Source organism: Sphingomonas pokkalii, from assembly GCF_003096275.1.
In the GTDB taxonomy this organism is placed as follows: Bacteria; Pseudomonadota; Alphaproteobacteria; order Sphingomonadales; family Sphingomonadaceae; genus Sphingomonas; species Sphingomonas pokkalii.
This window is the reverse complement of sequence record NZ_QENQ01000001.1, coordinates 2317206-2335832: the sequence shown is the minus strand read 5'-3', so window position 1 is coordinate 2335832 and position 18627 is coordinate 2317206. Positions and strand designations below refer to the sequence as shown.

Annotated in this window: 20 protein-coding genes; 13 read left to right on the top strand and 7 right to left on the bottom strand. The window is 66.6% G+C overall.

The window, feature by feature from the left end:
* Positions 1-16: 16 nt before the first annotated feature.
* On the bottom strand, positions 17-2233 hold the full coding sequence (gene purL, locus DD559_RS10545; protein ID WP_116469135.1) for a phosphoribosylformylglycinamidine synthase subunit PurL: 2217 nt from the start codon (positions 2231-2233) through the stop codon (positions 17-19).
* A gap of 104 nt (positions 2234-2337) precedes the next feature.
* Positions 2338-2790, bottom strand: coding sequence for a PH domain-containing protein (locus DD559_RS10540; protein WP_116469134.1), 453 nt, complete (start codon positions 2788-2790; stop codon positions 2338-2340).
* A gap of 140 nt (positions 2791-2930) precedes the next feature.
* Here DD559_RS10540 and purB point away from each other — a divergent pair, with 140 nt between their 5' ends.
* From purB to DD559_RS10525, 3 genes are all read left to right on the top strand, one after another.
* Positions 2931-4247 carry an adenylosuccinate lyase gene (purB, locus tag DD559_RS10535; RefSeq protein WP_116469133.1) on the top strand — a complete coding sequence of 439 codons (1317 nt, stop codon included), beginning with the start codon at positions 2931-2933 and terminating at the stop codon, positions 4245-4247.
* Between the two features lie 88 nt (positions 4248-4335).
* Positions 4336-4881 carry a biliverdin-producing heme oxygenase gene (locus DD559_RS10530; protein ID WP_240610210.1) on the top strand — a complete coding sequence of 182 codons (546 nt, stop codon included), beginning with the start codon at positions 4336-4338 and terminating at the stop codon, positions 4879-4881.
* 6 nt (positions 4882-4887) lie between these two features.
* Positions 4888-7464, top strand: coding sequence for an HWE histidine kinase domain-containing protein (locus DD559_RS10525; protein WP_116470853.1), 2577 nt, complete (start codon positions 4888-4890; stop codon positions 7462-7464).
* 23 nt (positions 7465-7487) lie between these two features.
* Here DD559_RS10525 and DD559_RS10520 read toward each other — a convergent pair whose 3' ends face one another.
* The 4 genes from DD559_RS10520 to dnaK form a co-directional block, all read right to left on the bottom strand.
* Positions 7488-7973, bottom strand: coding sequence for a cupin domain-containing protein (locus DD559_RS10520; protein ID WP_206364490.1), 486 nt, complete (start codon positions 7971-7973; stop codon positions 7488-7490).
* Between the two features lie 73 nt (positions 7974-8046).
* Positions 8047-8715 (bottom strand): spermidine synthase, encoded by a 669-nt coding sequence (locus DD559_RS10515; protein ID WP_116469131.1) that lies wholly within the window; start codon positions 8713-8715, stop codon positions 8047-8049.
* A 142-nt stretch (positions 8716-8857) separates the two neighbouring features.
* The gene (gene dnaJ, locus DD559_RS10510; protein ID WP_116469130.1) at positions 8858-9976 is read right to left on the bottom strand and encodes a molecular chaperone DnaJ; all 1119 of its coding nucleotides are present in this window, start codon (positions 9974-9976) and stop codon (positions 8858-8860) included.
* 126 nt (positions 9977-10102) lie between these two features.
* Positions 10103-12013: a molecular chaperone DnaK gene (gene dnaK, locus DD559_RS10505; protein ID WP_116469129.1), complete on the bottom strand. Its 1911-nt coding sequence runs from the start codon at positions 12011-12013 to the stop codon at positions 10103-10105.
* Positions 12014-12191: 178 nt separating this feature from the next.
* On the opposite strand from dnaK, the gene DD559_RS10500 reads away from it, so the two are divergent.
* Entirely contained in the window at positions 12192-12626 is a 435-nt protein-coding gene (locus tag DD559_RS10500) for a copper chaperone PCu(A)C (protein ID WP_116469128.1), read from the top strand.
* Between the two features lie 8 nt (positions 12627-12634).
* Here the strand turns inward: DD559_RS10500 and radC are convergent, their stop codons facing one another.
* Entirely contained in the window at positions 12635-13318 is a 684-nt protein-coding gene (gene radC, locus DD559_RS10495; protein WP_116469127.1) for a RadC family protein, read from the bottom strand.
* 289 nt (positions 13319-13607) lie between these two features.
* Between radC and DD559_RS10490 the strand changes: the two genes are divergently transcribed.
* The 9 genes from DD559_RS10490 (at position 13608) to DD559_RS10450 (ending at position 18613) form a co-directional block, all read left to right on the top strand.
* Positions 13608-13892, top strand: coding sequence for an AtpZ/AtpI family protein (locus tag DD559_RS10490; protein ID WP_116469126.1), 285 nt, complete (start codon positions 13608-13610; stop codon positions 13890-13892).
* Between the two features lie 20 nt (positions 13893-13912).
* Positions 13913-14671, top strand: coding sequence for a F0F1 ATP synthase subunit A (locus tag DD559_RS10485; RefSeq protein WP_497006773.1), 759 nt, complete (start codon positions 13913-13915; stop codon positions 14669-14671).
* Positions 14672-14737: 66 nt separating this feature from the next.
* Positions 14738-14950, top strand: coding sequence for a F0F1 ATP synthase subunit C (locus DD559_RS10480; protein WP_116469124.1), 213 nt, complete (start codon positions 14738-14740; stop codon positions 14948-14950).
* A gap of 22 nt (positions 14951-14972) precedes the next feature.
* A complete protein-coding gene (locus tag DD559_RS10475) occupies positions 14973-15467 on the top strand; it encodes a F0F1 ATP synthase subunit B family protein (protein ID WP_116469123.1) in 495 nt (164 codons plus the stop codon).
* Positions 15460-16011 (top strand): F0F1 ATP synthase subunit B family protein, encoded by a 552-nt coding sequence (locus DD559_RS10470; RefSeq protein ID WP_116469122.1) that lies wholly within the window; start codon positions 15460-15462, stop codon positions 16009-16011. Before DD559_RS10475 ends, DD559_RS10470 begins: the two co-directional genes overlap by 8 nt.
* 41 nt (positions 16012-16052) lie before the next feature.
* Positions 16053-16262, top strand: coding sequence for a hypothetical protein (locus tag DD559_RS10465; RefSeq protein WP_116469121.1), 210 nt, complete (start codon positions 16053-16055; stop codon positions 16260-16262).
* A 104-nt stretch (positions 16263-16366) separates the two neighbouring features.
* Positions 16367-17008, top strand: coding sequence for a PepSY-associated TM helix domain-containing protein (locus DD559_RS10460; RefSeq protein WP_116469120.1), 642 nt, complete (start codon positions 16367-16369; stop codon positions 17006-17008).
* Positions 17009-17206: 198 nt separating this feature from the next.
* Positions 17207-17731 carry a DUF2271 domain-containing protein gene (locus DD559_RS10455; protein ID WP_116469119.1) on the top strand — a complete coding sequence of 175 codons (525 nt, stop codon included), beginning with the start codon at positions 17207-17209 and terminating at the stop codon, positions 17729-17731.
* 12 nt (positions 17732-17743) lie between these two features.
* A complete protein-coding gene (locus tag DD559_RS10450; protein WP_116469118.1) occupies positions 17744-18613 on the top strand; it encodes a DUF4198 domain-containing protein in 870 nt (289 codons plus the stop codon).
* The last annotated feature ends 14 nt before the right edge of the window (positions 18614-18627 follow it).

Genomic DNA, 18627 nt, shown 5'->3' with positions numbered 1-18627 from the left:
TGGGCACGGTGCTGGATCAGGCGGCGTCGGCGGTGCCCATCAGCGCCGGGAAGAAGCCCTCATGCGCCGTGCGCAGGTCCGCCAGGCTCACGCAGAAATCGCCTTCCTCCATCTCGAAGATGATGCGGTTGGCGATGGTGCGGCCGATCGGATCGGCGGCGAGGCCGGCCTTGTCGGCGGCGACCAGGAAGTCGGCCAGCGCCTCGTCCTTGACCGTCACGACGTACAGGCCCTGGTCCTCGCCGAACCAGCTGCCCGCCACGCCAAAGGGCTGGGGCTGATCGAGGATCGCGCCGATGTTCGACGCCAGCGCCATCTCGGCGATCGCCACCGCCAGGCCGCCGTCCGACACGTCATGGCAGGCGGTGACCGCGCCGCCGCAGATCGCCGAGCGGATGAAGGCGCCGGTGCGGCGCTCCATCATCAGGTCGACGGGCGGGGGCGGGCCTTCCTCGCGGCCGCAGATCTCGCGCAGCCAGATCGACTGGCCGAGATGGCCGCCGCGCTCGCCGACCGCGATGATCACGTCGCCGGTGCCCTTGAACGCAATGGTGCAGTTCTTCTGCCAGTCCTTGAGCAGGCCGATCGCGCCGATCGCCGGCGTCGGCAGGATCGCCGAGCCGCCGCCGGTGGCCTTGCTCTCGTTGTAGAGGCTGACATTGCCCGAGACGATCGGGAAGTCGAGCGCGCGGCAGGCCTCGCTCATGCCTTCCAGCGCGCCGACGATCTGGCCCATGATCTCCGGGCGCTGCGGGTTGGCGAAGTTGAGGCAGTTGGTCACCGCCAGCGGGGTCGCGCCCACCGCGGAGAGGTTGCGCCATGCCTCGGCAATCGCCTGCTTGCCGCCCTCTACGGGATCCGCGAAGCAATAGCGCGGGGTGCAGTCGGTGGTGATCGCCAGACCCTTGTCGGTGCCGTGGACACGCACGACCGCGGCGTCGCCGCCCGGGCGCTGCACGGTGTCGCCGCCGACCATGTGGTCATATTGTTCCCAGATCCAGCGGCGGCTGGCGATGTCCGGCGAGCCCATCAGCTTGACGAGATCGGCGGCGGGATCGGTGCATTCGGGCACGTTCTGCAGCTCGGGCTGCTTGGGCGTGGGGACGTGCGGGCGATCGTAGAGCGGCGCCTCGTCCGCCAGCGGGGCGAGCGGGATGTCGCACACCACATCGCCCTTCCACTTGAGCACCATGCGGCCGGTGTCGGTGACATGGCCGATGACGGCGAAATCGAGCTCCCACTTGCGGAAGATCGCCTCGGCAAAGGCTTCGCGGCCCGGCTTGAGCACCATCAGCATGCGCTCCTGCGATTCGGAGAGCATCATCTCGTACGGCGTCATGCCGGTTTCGCGCTGGGGCACGTCGTCCATGATCAGCTCGATGCCGACGCCGCCCTTCGACGCCATCTCGACGCTCGAGGAGGTGAGGCCGGCGGCGCCCATGTCCTGGATCGCGACGATCGCGTCCGAGGCCATCAGCTCGAGGCAGGCCTCGATCAGCAGCTTCTCGGTGAACGGATCGCCGACCTGGACGGTGGGGCGCTTCTCTTCCGAATCCTCGCCGAAATCGGCCGAGGCCATGGTGGCGCCGTGGATGCCGTCGCGGCCGGTCTTGGAGCCGACATAGACGATCGGATTGCCGACGCCCGAGGCCGCCGAATAGAAGATCTTGGTCGTTTCGGCGATGCCGACGGTCATCGCGTTGACCAGGATGTTGCCGTCATAGGCGGGGTGGAAGTTCACCTCGCCGCCCACCGTCGGCACGCCGACGCAATTGCCATAGCCGCCGATGCCATGGACGACGCCGGCGATCAGGTGCTTCATCTTGGGATGATCGGGCCGGCCGAAGCGCAGCGCGTTCATGTTGGCGATCGGGCGCGCGCCCATGGTGAACACGTCGCGCAGGATGCCGCCCACGCCGGTCGCCGCACCCTGATAGGGTTCGATGTATGACGGGTGGTTGTGGCTCTCCATCTTGAAGATCGCCGCCTGGCCGTCGCCGATGTCGACGACGCCGGCATTCTCGCCGGGGCCGCAGATGACCTGCGGACCGGTGGTGGGCAGCTTCTTCAGGTGGATGCGGCTGGACTTGTAGCTGCAATGCTCGGACCACATCACCGAGAAGATGCCGAGCTCGGTCAGGTTGGGCTCGCGACCGAGCGCCTTGAGGACGCGGTCATATTCTTCGGGCGACAGGCCGTGCTCGGCCACGATCTCGGGCGTGATCTGGGTCATGGGCGGACCCCTTAGCGGGGTGCGGGGCGCGCGTCACCCCGGCAGTTGCGAGTCGGATCGGGAAGCTGGGGATTAGGTGGCGCCTGATCCGGGATCGGAGCGGTTCAGCCGTCGTGCAGGTCTTCGCGTACCATGTCGAATTCGCGCACGCCGCGCACCCGCCGGGCATTGCTGACCAGTTCGCGCAGCTTTTCGCGGCGCTCACGGGCATATTCGACGTCGCGGATCACCAGCGGGCCGCCGCGGGTGGTTTCGTCCGATGTGGTGATGGTGAGCGTGCCGATGCCGGAGATCTGGTTGACGATCGAATAATCGAGCCGCACGTCCTTCACCCGATAGAGTTCGACCTCGTCGATCGATTTGCGGACGATCCCGCGATAGAGAATCAGGCGATCTTCCGTCACTTCGTACAGCGTCGAGCGATTGCCGATCCAGCGCACCGCGATGATGATCAGCCCGACGCCGATCAGACAGAGTAGCAGCGTGCCCCAGCCCGCGAACGAGCCCTTCAGCCAGCCCCGCGTCGAACCGCGGAATCGATCGATCAATTGCGCCATGCCCTCATCATAGCCCGGCCGGGCGGGGCCGCAAGGCGCGCCGCGGCGCTTGGTTGCCGGTGCGGCGATGCCTTGCTAGGGGCGACGCGTCGTTTCCGCCCGGACGTGCCGGGCGCCACCCTCCCGTACGAAGGAACGCCATGGTCCCCCGTTATGCCCGCGCCGCGATGACCGATATCTGGTCGCCGGAGACGCGCTTCGCCATCTGGTTCGAGATCGAGGCGCACGCCACGCAGGCACTCGCCGATCTGGGCGTGGTGCCGCAGAGCGCCGCCAAGGCGCTGTGGGACTGGTGGGCGACCAAGCCGGCGATCGACGTCGCCGCGATCGATGCGATCGAGGCGGTGACCAAGCATGACGTGATCGCCTTCCTCACCTGGGTGGCCGAGCAGGTGGGCGAGGAAGCCCGCTTCATGCACCAGGGCATGACCAGCTCCGACGTGCTCGACACCTGCCTCGCGGTGCAGCTCGCCCGCGCCAGCGACCTGCTGCTGGCCGATATCGATGCGCTGCTCGAGGTGCTGGAGCGCCGCGCCCGCGAGCACAAGATGACGCCGACGATCGGCCGCAGCCACGGCATCCATGCCGAGCCGGTCACCTTCGGCCTCAAGCTGGCCGAGGCGCATGCCGAGTTCCAGCGCAACAAGGCGCGCCTGCTCGCCGCCCGCGCCGACATCGCCACCTGCGCGATCTCTGGCGCGGTGGGCACTTTCGCCAATATCGATCCGCGCGTCGAGGAGCACGTGGCCGAGAAGCTGGGCCTGTCGGTCGAGCCGGTCTCGACCCAGGTGATCCCGCGCGACCGCCACGCGATGTTCTTCGCCACGCTGGGCGTGATCGCCTCGTCGATCGAGCGGCTCGCGGTGGAAATCCGCCACCTGCAGCGCACCGAGGTGCTGGAGGCGGAGGAGTATTTCTCGCCGGGCCAGAAGGGCTCGTCGGCGATGCCGCACAAGCGCAACCCGGTACTTACCGAGAACCTGACCGGCCTCGCCCGCATGGTGCGCGGCTATGTCACCCCGGCGCTGGAGAATGTGGCGCTGTGGCACGAGCGCGACATCAGCCACTCCTCGGTCGAGCGCTATATCGGCCCGGACGCGACGATCACGCTCGACTTCGCACTGGCCCGCCTGACCGGCGTGGTCGACAAGCTGCTCGTCTATCCGGTGCGGATGCAGAAGAATCTCGATCGCATGGGCGGCCTCGTACATTCGCAGCGCGTGCTGCTGGCGCTGACCCAGGCCGGGGTCAGCCGCGAGGATGCCTATCGCCTCGTCCAGCGCAACGCGATGAAGGTGTGGGAGTCCGACGGCGAGCTGTCGCTGATGGAACTGCTCAAGGCCGATCCCGAAGTCACCGCGGCGCTCAGCCCGGAGGTGATCGAGGAGAAGTTCGACCTCGGCTATCACTATCGCCATGTCGACACGATCTTCGCGCGGGTATTTGGCGCCGCCTGACTAAGGCCGGTTCGGCCATAATGGAACGGATACACGGCGGACGATTTTTCTCCGCCGTGTATCGCAACTTCCTGATCGACCTAGCCGCGTGAGCCCGACGCATCGACGCCTGCGCGAAGCGACAGGGAACGCCCATACCCGGGTCGATTCGCTGTTCGGCCGTTTCGACCTGACACGGCGCGACGACTATGCCGCATTGCTCGCCGCCCACGCCGAGGCGGTGTTGCCGGTCGAGGCGCTGCTCGACCGCGGGGGGGCCGAGCGCCTGACGGCGGACTGGCCGCAGCGGCGACGCGGTCCGTCTATCCGGGCCGATCTCGCCGCGCTGGGCGCGCCCGTTTCGGTCCCCGAAACCGCCGGCGCCGTAGCGGAAATCGCCGCGATGGCGGGGATGCTCTATGTGCTGGAAGGCTCGCGCCTGGGCGCGCGCTTCCTGGCGCGCGGGGTGCCGGATCATTGGCCACGCGCCTATCTCTCCAGCCACCAACCGTCGCATATGTGGCCGGAATTGCTGGCGAAAATCGATTCACTACTCTACGAGCCGCAGCTTGTGGACGTCGCCGTCATCGCCGCCAACCAGACCTTCGGGCGGTTCGAGGCCGCCGGGGCGCGGTGGTTGGACAAGGTGAGTTGAGTGGTGCTGGCGGTGGACGATGGCGGATTTCAGGTCGACCTGAGCAATTGTGATCGCGAACCGATCCATCAGCTCGGCGCGATCCAGCCCTTCGGCTTCCTGATCGCATTTTCGAGCGACTGGATGATCCGGCGCGCATCGGCGAATGTCGCGCGCCATTTCGATCTTGCCGCGGACGAGATGCTGGGCACCCATGCCAGCAGCTATTTCCACGACGAGGCGATCCATGCGCTGCGCAATCGGCTGACGCTGTTGCGTGGCGACGATGCGCTGGAGCGACTGTTCGGGGTGCACGCGCTGCGTGGGCGGGACGGCGCCTATGATCTGGCGCTGCATGTGAGCGGCGATACCATCATCGTCGAGGGCGAACCCTGCACCGCCGATACGGCGGGCGATACCGCCAGCACGCTGCGCGCGATGATGGGCCGGCTGGACGAGAAGGACGCGCTCGCCGATTTCTTCCACGAAGGCGCGCGGCAGGTGCGGGCGCTGACCGGGTTCGATCGGGTGATGGTCTATCGATTCGAACGCGACGGATCGGGCGTGGTGGTGGCGGAAGCGGCGCGCAGCGGCATCGGCAGCTTCCTTGACCTGCGCTACCCGGCGAGCGACATCCCAACCCAGGCGAGGCGCCTGTATCTCCGCACGCCGTTCCGCATTATCGCGGATGTCGACGGAAAGCCGGTGCCCATCGTGCCCCCGCGGGACGAATTCGGCGCGCCGCTCGACCTGTCGCTTTCCGTGCTGCGCTCGGTGTCGCCGATCCATATCGAATATTTGAAGAACATGGGGGTTCGCGCCTCCCTGTCCATTTCGATCATCGTCGAGGGCAAGCTCTGGGGTCTGTTCGCGTGCCATCATTATGGTGGTCCGCGCTGTCCGGGATTCGAGCGGCGATCGATGGCCGAACTGTTCGGCCAGATGTTCGCGCTGAAGCTGGAGAGCCGCGAGCGCAAGGCGCTTTCCATCTATGAGGCGGCGGCGCGGGCGACGAGTGACCGGCTGCTGGCCGCGGTGGCGAGCGATGGCGGACTGCTCGACGAGCCCGAATGGCTGGGCAGCCGGTTGCGCGAGGTGGTGCCGTGCGACGGCATCGCGATCTGGATCGGCGGCAAGGTCGCCTATAGCGGCGCCACACCACCGCCCGCCGCCTTTGCCACGATCGTGCGGCGGCTGAACGCCATGGCATCGGGCAGGGTATTCGCGACCGATCATCTGGCGGACGTGTTGCCGCAGGCCGCGGACTATGCCGATGTCGGCGCCGGTCTGCTGGCGATTCCGATCAGCCGCTCTCCGCGCGACTATGTGCTGCTGTTCCGTCAGGAACTGGTGCGTACGGTCACCTGGGGCGGCGATCCGCACAAGCCTGCCGAGCTGGGCCCGCATGGCGCGCGGTTGACGCCGCGCCAGAGCTTCGAAGCCTGGAGCCAGGAAGTGCGCGGCCGATCGCTGCCGTTCACCGATCCCGAATTGCGCATCGCCGAAGTGCTGCGCGCCTCGCTGATCGAAGTGGTGTTACGCCTTTCCGACGATGCGCAGGAGGAGCGGCAGCGCGCCTCCGAACGCCAGGAACTGCTGATTGCCGAGCTGAATCACCGGGTGCGCAACATCTTGGGCCTGATTCGCGGCCTGGTGCGCCAGTCGCGTGCACCGGGGATCGATGCAGGTGCTTATATCCGGCTGCTGGAAGGACGGATCGAAGCGCTGGCACGCGCGCATGATCAGATTACCGAAGACAATTGGGCGCCGGCGCCGCTGGGACGGCTGCTGCGCACCGAGGCGGCGGCCTATCTCGGCGAACGATCGGGTCGTCTGGAGCAGGATGGCCCGATGGTGCTGCTGCGCCCTGCCGCCTTTTCGACGCTGGCGCTGGTTTTTCACGAGCTGATGACCAATTCCGCCAAATATGGCGCGCTTTCGGATAGCGGCACGGTTTCGGTGCGCTGGTGGCTCGATACCGAAGGTGATTGCCGGATCGAGTGGCGGGAACGCGGCGGGCCGGCGGTGCAGCCGCCGACGCGGCAGGGATTCGGGACGACGATCATCCAGCGCTCCGTGCCCTACGACCTGGGCGGCAAGGCGACCGTGCGCTACCCTCTGACCGGGCTGGAAGCGGAGTTCTGCATCCCCGCGCGGCACGTGGTGCTCGACGGGGAATCGGCGTCGCGGCAGGGCAAGGCACCCGAGGAGGTCGTGCCGGTGCCGACCGAGGGCGGGCTCCGCCCGGTACTGAAGGGTCAGGTGCTGCTGGTGGAAGACAGCCTGATCATCGCCATGGACGCGGAGGATATCCTGGTGCGGCTAGGCGCCGACCGGGTGGTGACCGTCGCCTCGATCGCGCCGGCAATGGAAGAGATTGACAGGGGCCGGTTCGATGTGGCGATCCTCGATGTCAATCTGGGTGCAGAGACCAGCCTGACGATTGCCGATCGGCTGCGGGCCGACGGTGTGCCCTATGCCTTCGCCACCGGTTATGGCGAGCAGTTGCAACTGGATGCGGAGCACCGGGGCGTGCCGGTGCTGCAGAAGCCATATACCGCGGTGAATATGGCCCGAATGCTGGAAGGGCTGCTCGGGCGATAGGGCGGGGCGGCCGAGCTGCCGGATTATTGGGCGCGGGGCAGCTTGATGCCCAGCAGGACCAGCCGATCGCCAGTGATCCCGAACCAGTGCGGCACGCCGGCCGGCACCAGGATGACATCGCCGGGAGCAAGCGAACGGGTGGTGCCGCCCACGATGCGGACGCCTTCCACCAGATCGGCGCGGCGCGTCTGCGGTTCGGCGAGCGTGCCCCCGGAGACCAGCGTGCCGGCACCTTCCAGCACGATGGCATATTCGGCGTCGGCGGGGTGGACGGCAGGGCGACCGGGCTTCTTCCAGACCTCGATCGCAGCAATCTGCGCGCCGTCTCGGACCAGCGGGCGCCACATAAAGCCCTGATCGGGCTTCATTTCGGCCAGCATCGCGCGGATCTGGGCCTTGACGTCGTTGTTGCCGGCAAAGGCAGTCAGGTCGGTCGCGGCCTGCGCGTTGGCAGGGGCGGGAAGCAGGGGCGCCGTGGCAAGAGCGCAGGCGCAGGCAAGGATCTTCACGGCATCTCTCCTGGATTCCCGATTCAGGCAGCCTGCCATAGCCGGGACGATCGCGATAGCGCCGTGATCGCCGCTAGCGGCGCTTGCCGAACCAGAGGATGTGGCGTGGCCCCTTGCCGTTCGAACGAGCACGGACCGCCACTTCCTCGACGACAAAGCCCGAATCGCGCATCCGGCGGGCAAAGGCTGGGTCGGGTGCTGCCGACCAGACGGCGAGAATGCCGCCCGGACGTAGTGCCTGCCGTGCCGAATCGAGGCCCCGCATCGAATAGAGCCCGTCATTGCCGACACGGGTGAGACCGTCCGGGCCGTTATCCACGTCGAGCAATATCGCGTCATACGCACCGTGCCCGCCGGCAATCACCCGGCCGACATCGTCGAAAACCACCTGAACGCGCGGGTCGTCGAGACACCCATTGGTCAGCGCTGCCATCGGCCCGCGTGCCCAGTCGACGATCTTCGGAACCAGCTCGGCGACGGTGACCTTGGCGTTGTTTCCCAGTACCGCCAGCGCGGCGCGGAGCGTGAAGCCCATGCCATAGCCGCCGATCAGTACCCGTGCCTCGCGCTTTCCGAGCCGTTCGAGCGTCATCACCGCCAGCGCTTCTTCCGAACCGCTCATCCGGCTGTTCATCAGCTCGTTGCGTTCGAGCACGATCATATGATCCTCGCCCCGGCGGAACAGCCGCAGCGGTTCGCCGCCGGGGACGTCGGCGGTGTCGAGCAATTCGCGGGGGGTCATGCGATGCCCCGCAAATTGTCATGCCGGCGGAAGCCGGGATCCATTCGCCACTCGGTCATGGCAAAAGCCGGTACGGCGACCCCAATGGATCCCGGCTTTCGCCGGGATGACGACTGGTAGGGCAGACCTAGTACATGCAAGCTCAACCCAGGGCAGCCTTCAGCTTGGCGAAGAACCCGCTCGACTGCGGGCATTCCTCGCCCGTCTCGGTCTTGCGGAACTCTTCCAACAGCTCGCGCTGCTTCGCCGTCAGCTTGGTCGGCGTCTCCACCTCCAGCCGCACGACCAGATCGCCGCGGCCGCGGCCCTGGAGCACCGGCATGCCGGCGCCGCGATGGCGCATCTCGCGGCCGGACTGGGTGCCGGGGTGAATCTTGATCACATGCTCCTCGCCGTCGAGGCCCGGAATGCGGATCTCGCCGCCCAGCGCCGCCGTGGTGAAGCTGATCGGCGCGTTGGCGTAGAGCGTCGTGCCCTGCCGCTCGTAGAGCGAATGGCGCGTCACGTGGAGGAAGATGTAGAGATCGCCCGCAGGGGCCCCGCGCGCGCCGGCCTCGCCCTCGCCGCTAAGGCGGATGCGGGTGCCTTCGTCGACGCCGGGCGGAATCTCGATCTTGAGCGTCTTGGTCTTGTCGGTCCGGCCCTCGCCGCGGCAGCTGCGGCAGGGCTCGGCGATCACCTCGCCGGCGCCATGGCAGGTGGGGCAGGTACGCTCGACCATGAAGAAGCCCTGCTGGGCACGGACCTTGCCGTGGCCGCCGCAGGTGGTGCAGGTCTTGGCCTTGGTGCCCGGGGTCGCGCCCGAGCCGTGACAGGTTTCGCAGGGCCCGGAGACGTCGATGGTGATCTCGGTCGAATGGCCGTGGAACGCCTGTTCGAGCGAGATTTCCATGTCGTAGCGCAGATCGGCGCCGCGCCGCTGCTGACGGCCGCCGCCGCGCCCGCCGCCCATGAATTCGCCGAACACGCTTTCGAAGATATCGCTGAACGCGCCGAAATCGCCCTGGCCGCCATGATGGCCGCCGCCGCCGTTCTGGAAGGCGGCATGGCCGAAGCGGTCATAGGCCGCGCGCTTCTGAGGATCCTTCAGGCAGTCATAGGCTTCGCTGATCGCCTTGAACTTGGCCTCGGATTCCTTGCACCCGGCATTCTTGTCCGGGTGATATTTCATCGCGAGCTTGCGGTAGGACGATTTGATCGTCGCATCGTCCGCGGTGCGCTCGACCTGGAGCAGTTCGTAATAATCGACTTCGGTGGTCATCAAGAAAGCCCTCTCCCCATCAAGGGAGAAGGACGGGAGCGGGGCCGGTTCGATGGTGATTGCATCGACCCGCCCCACTCCCCCTCTCCCCGGCCCTCTCCCCGGTGAGGAGAGGGAGGGGGGTTGTTACGCCTTGTTGTCGTCCACTTCCGAGAACTCGGCGTCGACCACTTCCTCGGCCCCGGCGTCGCCGCCGGCCGCGGCGCCCGCGTTCGGCGAGGCGTTTTCGGCAGCCGTCTTCTCGTAGATCGCCTGGCCGAGCTTCATCGCCACCTGGGCGAGGTTCTGGGCCTTGGCGGTCATCGCATCGGCATCGCCGCTCTCGATCGCCGACTTGGTCTCGGCGATCGCCGCCTCGATCTCGCCCTTCAGCGCCGCGTCGACCTTGTCGCCATTCTCGGCGAGCTGACGCTCGGTGGTGTGGACGAGGCTCTCGGCGTTGTTCTTGGCTTCGGCCGCGGCACGACGCTTCTTGTCCTCTTCGGCGAACTTCTCGGCATCGCGCACCATCTGCTCGATGTCGGCGTCGTTCAGGCCGCCCGAGGCCTGGATGCGGATCTGCTGCTCCTTGCCGGTGCCCTTGTCCTTGGCGGACACGTTGACGATGCCGTTCGCGTCGATGTCGAAGGTGACTTCGATCTGCGGCACGCCGCGCGGCGCCGGCGGGATGCCGACCAGGTCGAACTGGCCGAGCAGCTTGTTGTCCGCCGCCATCTCGCGCTCGCCCTGGAAGACGCGGATCGTCACCGCCTGCTGATTGTCGTCAGCGGTGGAGTAGACCTGCGACTTCTTGGTCGGGATCGTGGTGTTGCGGTCGATCATGCGGGTGAACACGCCGCCCAGCGTCTCGATGCCGAGGCTGAGCGGGGTAACGTCGAGCAGCAGCACGTCCTTGACGTCGCCCTGGAGCACGCCGGCCTGGATCGCCGCGCCGATGGCGACGACTTCGTCCGGGTTCACGCCGGTGTGCGGCTCCTTGCCGAAGAAGTCCTTCACGACCTGGCGGACCTTGGGCATGCGGGTCATGCCGCCGACGAGCACGACCTCGTCGATCGCATCGGCCTTCACCCCCGCATCGGCCAGCGCCTTGCGGCACGGCTCGAGGGTGCGCTTGATCAGGTCATCGACCAGACGCTCGAGATCGGCGCGGGTGATGTTCTTCACCAGGTGCTTCGGGCCGTTCTGGTCGGCGGTGATGAAGGGCAGGTTGACCTCGGTGGTCTGCGCCGAGCTCAGCTCGATCTTCGCCTTCTCGGCCGCTTCCTTCAGACGCTGCAGCGCCAGCTTGTCCTTGGTGAGGTCGATACCCTCCGCCTTCTTGAACTCGTCCGCCAGATACTGGACGACGGTCGAGTCGAAGTCCTCGCCGCCGAGGAAGGTGTCGCCGTTGGTCGCCTTCACTTCGAACACGCCGTCGCCGATTTCGAGGACGGAGATGTCGAAGGTGCCGCCGCCAAGGTCATAGACCGCGATGGTCTTGTTGTTGTCCTTGTCGAGACCATAGGCCAGCGCCGCCGCCGTCGGCTCGTTGATGATGCGCAGCACTTCCAGGCCCGCGATCTTGCCGGCGTCCTTGGTCGCCTGGCGCTGGGCGTCGTTGAAATAGGCCGGCACGGTGATGACGGCCTGCGTGACGCTCTCGCCGAGATAGGATTCGGCGGTTTCCTTCATCTTCTGCAGGATAAAGGCCGAGATTTGCGACGGGCTGTATTCCTCGCCGCCGGCCTTGACCCAGGCGTCGCCATTCGGACCGCGTGCGATCGTGTAGGGCACCAGCTCGGTGTCCTTCTTGGTCACGGGGTCGTCGAAGCGGCGGCCGATCAGGCGCTTCACCGCGAAGATGGTGCTGTCCGGGTTGGTCACCGCCTGGCGCTTGGCCGGCTGGCCGATCAGGCGCTCGCCATCCTTGGCGAACGCGACGATCGACGGCGTGGTACGCGCGCCTTCCACATTCTCGATGACCTTGGGCTTGCCGCCTTCCATCACGGCGACGCAGCTGTTGGTCGTGCCCAGGTCGATACCGATAACTTTAGCCATGGTCCTCGTTGGCCCCCACAATCGAAACAAAAGGGTTCATAAGCGTTATCTGGATGCCGGCCCCAGAAGAGGCGGCCGCCGTCCAGATGTCCGAGGGGGGATATAGGTGCGTCGTGCCTTGCCGCAAGACGGCTGGGTTTCTACAAGATTTCCCAAATCACATAAGGGAGGATGCCGAATGCGGACTCTGGCGGGGCTTGCTGCGGTAACGATCCTGGCGGCCTGTTCGCCCCAGGCGGACGGCGTGAAGGTGGACGGCGCTTGGATTCGCCTGCCCGCCGTGGCCGGCCAGCCCGGCTCGGCCTATTTCACGCTGCGGGGCGGACGGGAGGCGGAAACGCTGATTTCGGTATCCACCCGTGCGGCGGATCGGGCGGAGATTCACGAAAGTGTGAAGGATGCAGGCGGCATGGCGCAAATGGTCTCGCTGCAGACCGTGGACGTCCCGGTGGGCGGCGCGATACGGTTCGCGCCGGGCGGCAAGCACGTAATGCTCTTCGGGGTGGTGCCGAATGTACACCCCGGCGAGAAGGTGCCGCTGACCTTGCGCTTCGCCAGCGGGCGTACGGTGACGGCGGAGGCCGATCTGACGGCGGCCGCAACCGTTCGCTGAAAGCCTTTCTAGATCAGTCCTTTGGCGCGGAGGCTGGTGTGGCCTTCGGTGCCGATGATAACATGATCGTGAACAAGGATGCCAAGCGGTTTCCCGGCTTCGACGATCCTGCGCGTAATCTCGATATCGGCGCGACTGGGGCTGGGGTCGCCCGAGGGGTGGTTGTGCACCAGGATCAGGGCCGCCGAGCCCAGGTGCAGCGCCCGCCGTATCACTTCGCGGACATAGACCGGCGCCTCGTCGATCGAGCCTTCGTTCATCAGCTCGTCCCGCACCAGCATGTTGCGGGTGTTGAGGTGCAGCACGCGGACCCGCTCGATCGGGTGGGATGCCATCTCCGCGCGGAGATAGTCGAGCAGCGCCTGCCAGTTCGCCAGCACCGGCTTTTCGCGCACCCGTGCCTGCAGGAGGCGGAGGGCTGCGGCGTGCACCGCCTTCAGCGCCGCGACGTTGGTTTCCCTCATCCCCTTCACACGGGCGATCGCTTCGGCATCGGCGGTGAGCAGACCGGCGATGCCGCCGAATTCGGCGAGGAGGGTCTTCGCCAAGGGCTTCGTGTCGACGCGGGGAATGGTGAGCGCGAGCAGATATTCGATCAGCTCGTGATCGAGCAGCGCATCGGGGCCGCCTTCGAACAGGCGCTGGCGCAGGCGGGCACGATGACCGCTATTTTCTGGCGCTTCCTCGGACATCGGCGCGACTATGCAGGCGCCGGGCGGAGGCCGCAATCGCCCGGTTTCCAAGAAGTCGCCGCGCCGCGCAGGGCCTTGGCTCCCAAGCGCGGCCGATACGGCGCGCGATGTTCAGGCGAAGGCCACGGAGAGGCCAAGAATCGGTTGGGGCAGGCCATGCCGTACAACGGTTGACTCGGTCGATTGGTCTTCCTAAAGCGCCCCTACATCGCAGCTTCCGGCTGTTGATGCTGTATGTCGCCCGCCCGATGCGCGGCGGCTTTTTCATATCTGGATCGCCGTGCTCGCTTTGTCTGACGACCCTGCCCGTACTGACCTCGACCGTCGCATCGCCGATGCGAAGGCGGCGGCGCGTGGCGAGGTTGTGCGCGCCCCGAAGCCCCAAAAGGGCTATAAGCAGGGCTCGCGCGTGCTGGCCGAACTGATCGGCGCGCCGCTCGGTGGGTTCGTGATCGGATATGCGCTCGATCGCTGGCTGGGAACGAGCCCCTGGGGGTTGCTGATCCTGCTGGCGCTGAGCGTGTTCGTGGCGTTTCGCAACATCTACAAGATTTCGAAGGAGCGCGCGGAGTGAGCGCCGGCAAAATCGATCCGATGGAGCAGTTTCAGGTCGAACCACTGTTCGGCCGTCATATCGAACTGTTCGGCTATGACATCTCCTTCACCAACTCGGCGCTGTTCATGTTCGTGGTGGCAGCGTTGCTGTTCCTGTTCATGGTCGGCGGCATGCAGCGCAAGCTGATCCCCGGCAAATGGCAGCTGATGGCGGAAGGCGCGGTGGGTTTCATCGATTCGATGGTGACCGCGAACATCGGCAAGGGCGGCAAGAAGTTCGCGCCGTACATTTTCTCGCTGTTCTTCTTCATCCTCTTCGCGAACCTGATCGGCGTGCTGCCGCTGGCGATCCTGCCCGGCCTGCACACCTTCGCCGTCACCAGCCACATCACCGTCACGGCGGTGCTCGCCTTCTTCTCGTTCGGCATCGTGCTCGCGGTCGGCCTGATCAAGCATGGCTTCAAGTTCTTCTCGCTGTTCGTGCCGCATGGTGCGCCGGCCTGGCTGATGCCGGTGATCATTCCCGTCGAGCTGGTCTCGTTCCTGGTGCGCCCCTTCTCGCTGGGCCTGCGACTGTTCGTCGCGATGACCGCGGGGCACATCCTGCTCGAGGTGTTCGGCAGCTTCGTGGTGCAGGGCTTTGGCAGCGGCACGGCGCTGGGCGGCGTGGTCGGCGTGCTGAGCTTCGCCATGATCGTGGGCGTGAGCGCGCTGGAACTGCTGGTCTGCGCCATCCAGGCCTATGTGTTCGCGCTGCTGACCTCGCTGTATCTCCACGACGCGGTGCACCTGCACTAAGTCGCCAAGTTTCGTTTTGGTTTTATCGAATTTTCTAGGGAGCTAGACATGACTGATCTGGGTGCAATGTACATCGGTGCCGGCCTCGCGGCGATCGGTATCGGCCTGGCCGCGCTGGGCGTGGGCAACGTGTTCGGTTCGTTCCTCGAAGGCGCGCTGCGCAATCCGGGTGCTGCAGACAGCCAGCAGGGCCGTCTGTTCATCGGCTTCGCCGCATCGGAACTGCTGGGCCTGATCGCGTTCGTCGTCGCGATCCTGATCCTGTTCGTCGTCAAGTAAGTAAGAACGGAGGCCTCGGCCCATGCCGCAGCTATCCCAGATCGGTGAGATCTACGCCTCGCAGCTTTTCTGGCTCGCGATCGTATTTGCCCTGATCTATTTCGGGATCGGCAAGGCGATGGTCCCGAAGATCGAGCGGACGATGGAAGATCGCTCCGCCCGCATCGCCGGGGACATCGCCGCGGCCGAAACCGCGCGCGACGCCGCGCGCGCCTCGGACGAGGCCTATCAGGCGGGGCTGGAAGCCGCCCGCGCCGAGGCGCTGCGGGTGACCGCGAGCGCCAAGGCGCAGGCTTCCGCCGCTTCCGAAGCGGCGGCGAAGGCCGCCGCTGCCGCCGATGAAGCGCGCATCGCCACCGCCATGCAGGCGATCGATGCGCGTACCGGCGAGGCGATGGCGGAAATCGAAACCGCCGTGGTCGATTCCGTCGAAGCGATCGTGACGCGTCTTTCCGGCGTGCAGGTCGACCGCGCTACCATCGAACGCAATGTGAAGGCTGCGCTGACCCATGGCTGAGGCAACCCATACCCTGAGCGCCGAAGTGGGCACCGCGGAGCTGCACCACGAACCGGCCGTGTTCGGCATCAATGCGGCGGGCTTCGTTGCATTGTCGATGCTGGTCGTGGTGGGGATCATCCTGCTGGCACGCGTGCCGGCCCTGGTATCCAAGGCCCTCGACAAGCAGATCAACGGTATTCGCCAGCAGCTCGACGAGGCCGCCAAGTTGCGCGCCGAAGCCGAGGCGCTGCTGGCCGACGCCAAGGCGCGCACCGCTTCGAGCGAAACGGATGCCCGCCAGATCGTCGCAAACGCCGAGGCCGAGGCCGCCGCTTTGAAGGCCAAGGCCGAGGCCGATGCGGCTGAACTGACCGCGCGTCGGGCGCGCATGGCCGAAGACAAGATCGGTGCTGCGGAGCGTGCGGCGATCCAGGCGATCCGCGCCAAGGCGGCAGACGCAGCTGCACGTGCGGCTGGCGCGATCATCGCGGAGAACCACGGCGCAGCGGCGGACAAGCCGATCGTCGATCGGGCGATCGCCGGGCTGGGCCGCCTGAACTGAAGCCGGTGGCGCCGTCGCGCATATCCTGCCAAGGATAGTCGATGGGCGGTGCCGATCCCAAATCCTATCGCTGGCTGAGCGTCGGTGCCCTGGTGGCGCTGGCGCTCGCTGCGTTGATAGGGGCAGTGGCGGTGCGCCAGGCTGCCAAGGAGCATCGGGACGCCAGCGATGTGAAAGTGCGGGCCGAGCGGACGATGCAACGGATCGAGGAACGCCTGCGCGCCTTGGAGAATGAATCCGCGACCGAGTGACCGGTACGCGCGATCGCCGGCCTTCGCGCTGTTTCTCCATTGCACTTGCGAATCGTTCGCGTTATTCGGCGATACCGAACCCAAGTCGAGATCGCCCCTTTTCGATGCATGCCCAGTCACCGCCGCTTGCACGCAAGCGCAGCCGCAAGAGCTTCTGGCTCAAGCAACTCCATACCTGGCACTGGATGAGTTCGGCGATCAGCCTGATCGGGCTGCTGCTCTTTGCGATCACCGGTTTCACCTTGAACCATGCGGCCGATATCGAAGCCGCGCCGTCCACCGCGGAGCGCGCGGTGCAACTGCCTGCGGCGCTGGCCCGCAGCGTCCGCCCCGATGACCAGCCCGACGCGAAGAAGCCGCTGCCCGCGCCGATTGCGGCGTGGATCGCCCGCGAACTGCACCTGCCTGCCACCGGCACCGCCGAATGGTCTGCCGACGAAATCTATCTCGCGCAACCGCGACCCGGGGGCGATGCATGGGTGGCCATCGCGCGGGATAGCGGCAGGGTGACCAGCGAGGTCACGACGCGCGGCTGGATCGCCTATCTCAACGACCTGCACAAAGGCCGCAACGCCGGCACGGCGTGGAAATGGTTCATCGACGTCTTCGCCGCTGCCTGTCTGGTGTTCACGCTCACCGGCTTGGTGCTGCTGTGGATGCACAGCAAACATCGTCGCAGCACCTGGCCACTGGTGGCCGCGGGCCTGGCCATTCCTGCGCTGATTGCGCTGTTCCTGATCCACTAGCGCGAGATGACGTGATGTTGACTCACCGTGGCGTCGCCGATGTTGGCCCTTGGCCAGGAGCAAGGAGGGAGCGGGGCGTTGCCCCCGTGCCGACGCGGGAGGACGCCACGGGCCAATATCGGCCCGCCGCCTCGCGGTTGCCCGGCAATCATGGGGGCAACATCCCGTCATCTCGCTTTACGCTTTAAGGGGGTATCCATGCAATTTCGTCTGACCGGTTGGACCACCGCCGCGATCGGCGCCGGAGCATTGCTGCCCGGCACTGCCGGTGCGCAGACCATCGACCTTTCGATCGAACTGCCGCGGATGACCGTGGCCGAATATCACCGGCCATATGTTGCGGCGTGGCTGGAGAAGGAAGGGGCGGCACCCCAGACGCTTTCCGTCTGGTACGATGTCGACAAGCGGGGTGGCGAGGGCACCAAGTGGCTGCGCGACGTGCGGCAATGGTGGCGCGCCGCCGGTCGATCGATGCGCTTCCCGGCGGACGGAATCAGCGGCGCAACGCGCGCGCCCGGCGTGCACAAGCTGCGCCTGGTGGCGGGCAGGGGCGCGATCGCGGCGATCACGCCCGGCAGCTATGTGCTGGTTGTGGAAGCCGCGCGCGAGGTTGGCGGGCGGGAGCTGGTGCGGTTGCCGTTCCGCTGGACCGGCACCAGTGCCACCGCCGTCGGCAAGGGCAGTGCCGAACTCGGCACCGTCTCCGTATCGATCAAGCGCTGAGAGGGCATCCACATGAAACTTCGAACACCGATCCTGGCCATGGCCGCTGTCGTTGCCCTCGCTGCTCCGGCGGCCTGGGCGCACCGCATGTGGCTGCTTCCTTCCTCCACGGTGATTTCGGGTAGCGACAATTGGGTGACCGTGGACGCCGCGGTTTCGAACGACCTGTTCTTCTTCGACCATCGGCCGATGGCTGCGATCCCGACCGTCACCCAGCCCGATGGCAGCGAGGGCAAGGTGGAGCATCATGCGGTGGGCCAGTTCCGCGCCACCTTCGACGTGCATCTGACGCAGCAGGGCACCTATCGCATCGCCGTGGTGAACGAGGGCGTGTTCGGCCGCTATGTGCTGAACGGCGAGACCAAGATGATCCCGCGCGGCACCACCAAGGCGCAACTGGCGACGGTGATCCCCGCGGGCGCCACCGATGTGCAGACCAGCGAGGCGCTGACCCGCAACGAGATTTTCGTGACGCAGGGGGCACCGACGACCACCGTGTTCACGCCGGCCGGGCGTGGAATCGAACTGGTGCCCGTCACCCACCCCAATGATCTGGTGGCGGGCGAGGCCGCGACCTTCCAGTTCCTGCTGGACGGCAAGCCTGCGGCGGGCCTCTACGTCACCGCGATTCCCGGCGGCATCCGTTATCGGGACAAGCTGAAGCAGATGGACCTGCGTACCGATGCGCAGGGCAAGGTGAAGATCACCTGGCCGGAGCCCGGCATGTACTGGCTGAACGTGACGCCGAACGCCCCGCAGGAGGGGCGCCCGGCGCCCGGCGCGGCCGCGGCTGCGCCGCAGGGGCAGGCGCCGGCGATGGGAGGCGTTCCGTCCGGCCGCCGGGTGAGTTACACGACGACGTTGGAGGTACTGGCACCCTGACCGTCGAACCCCGC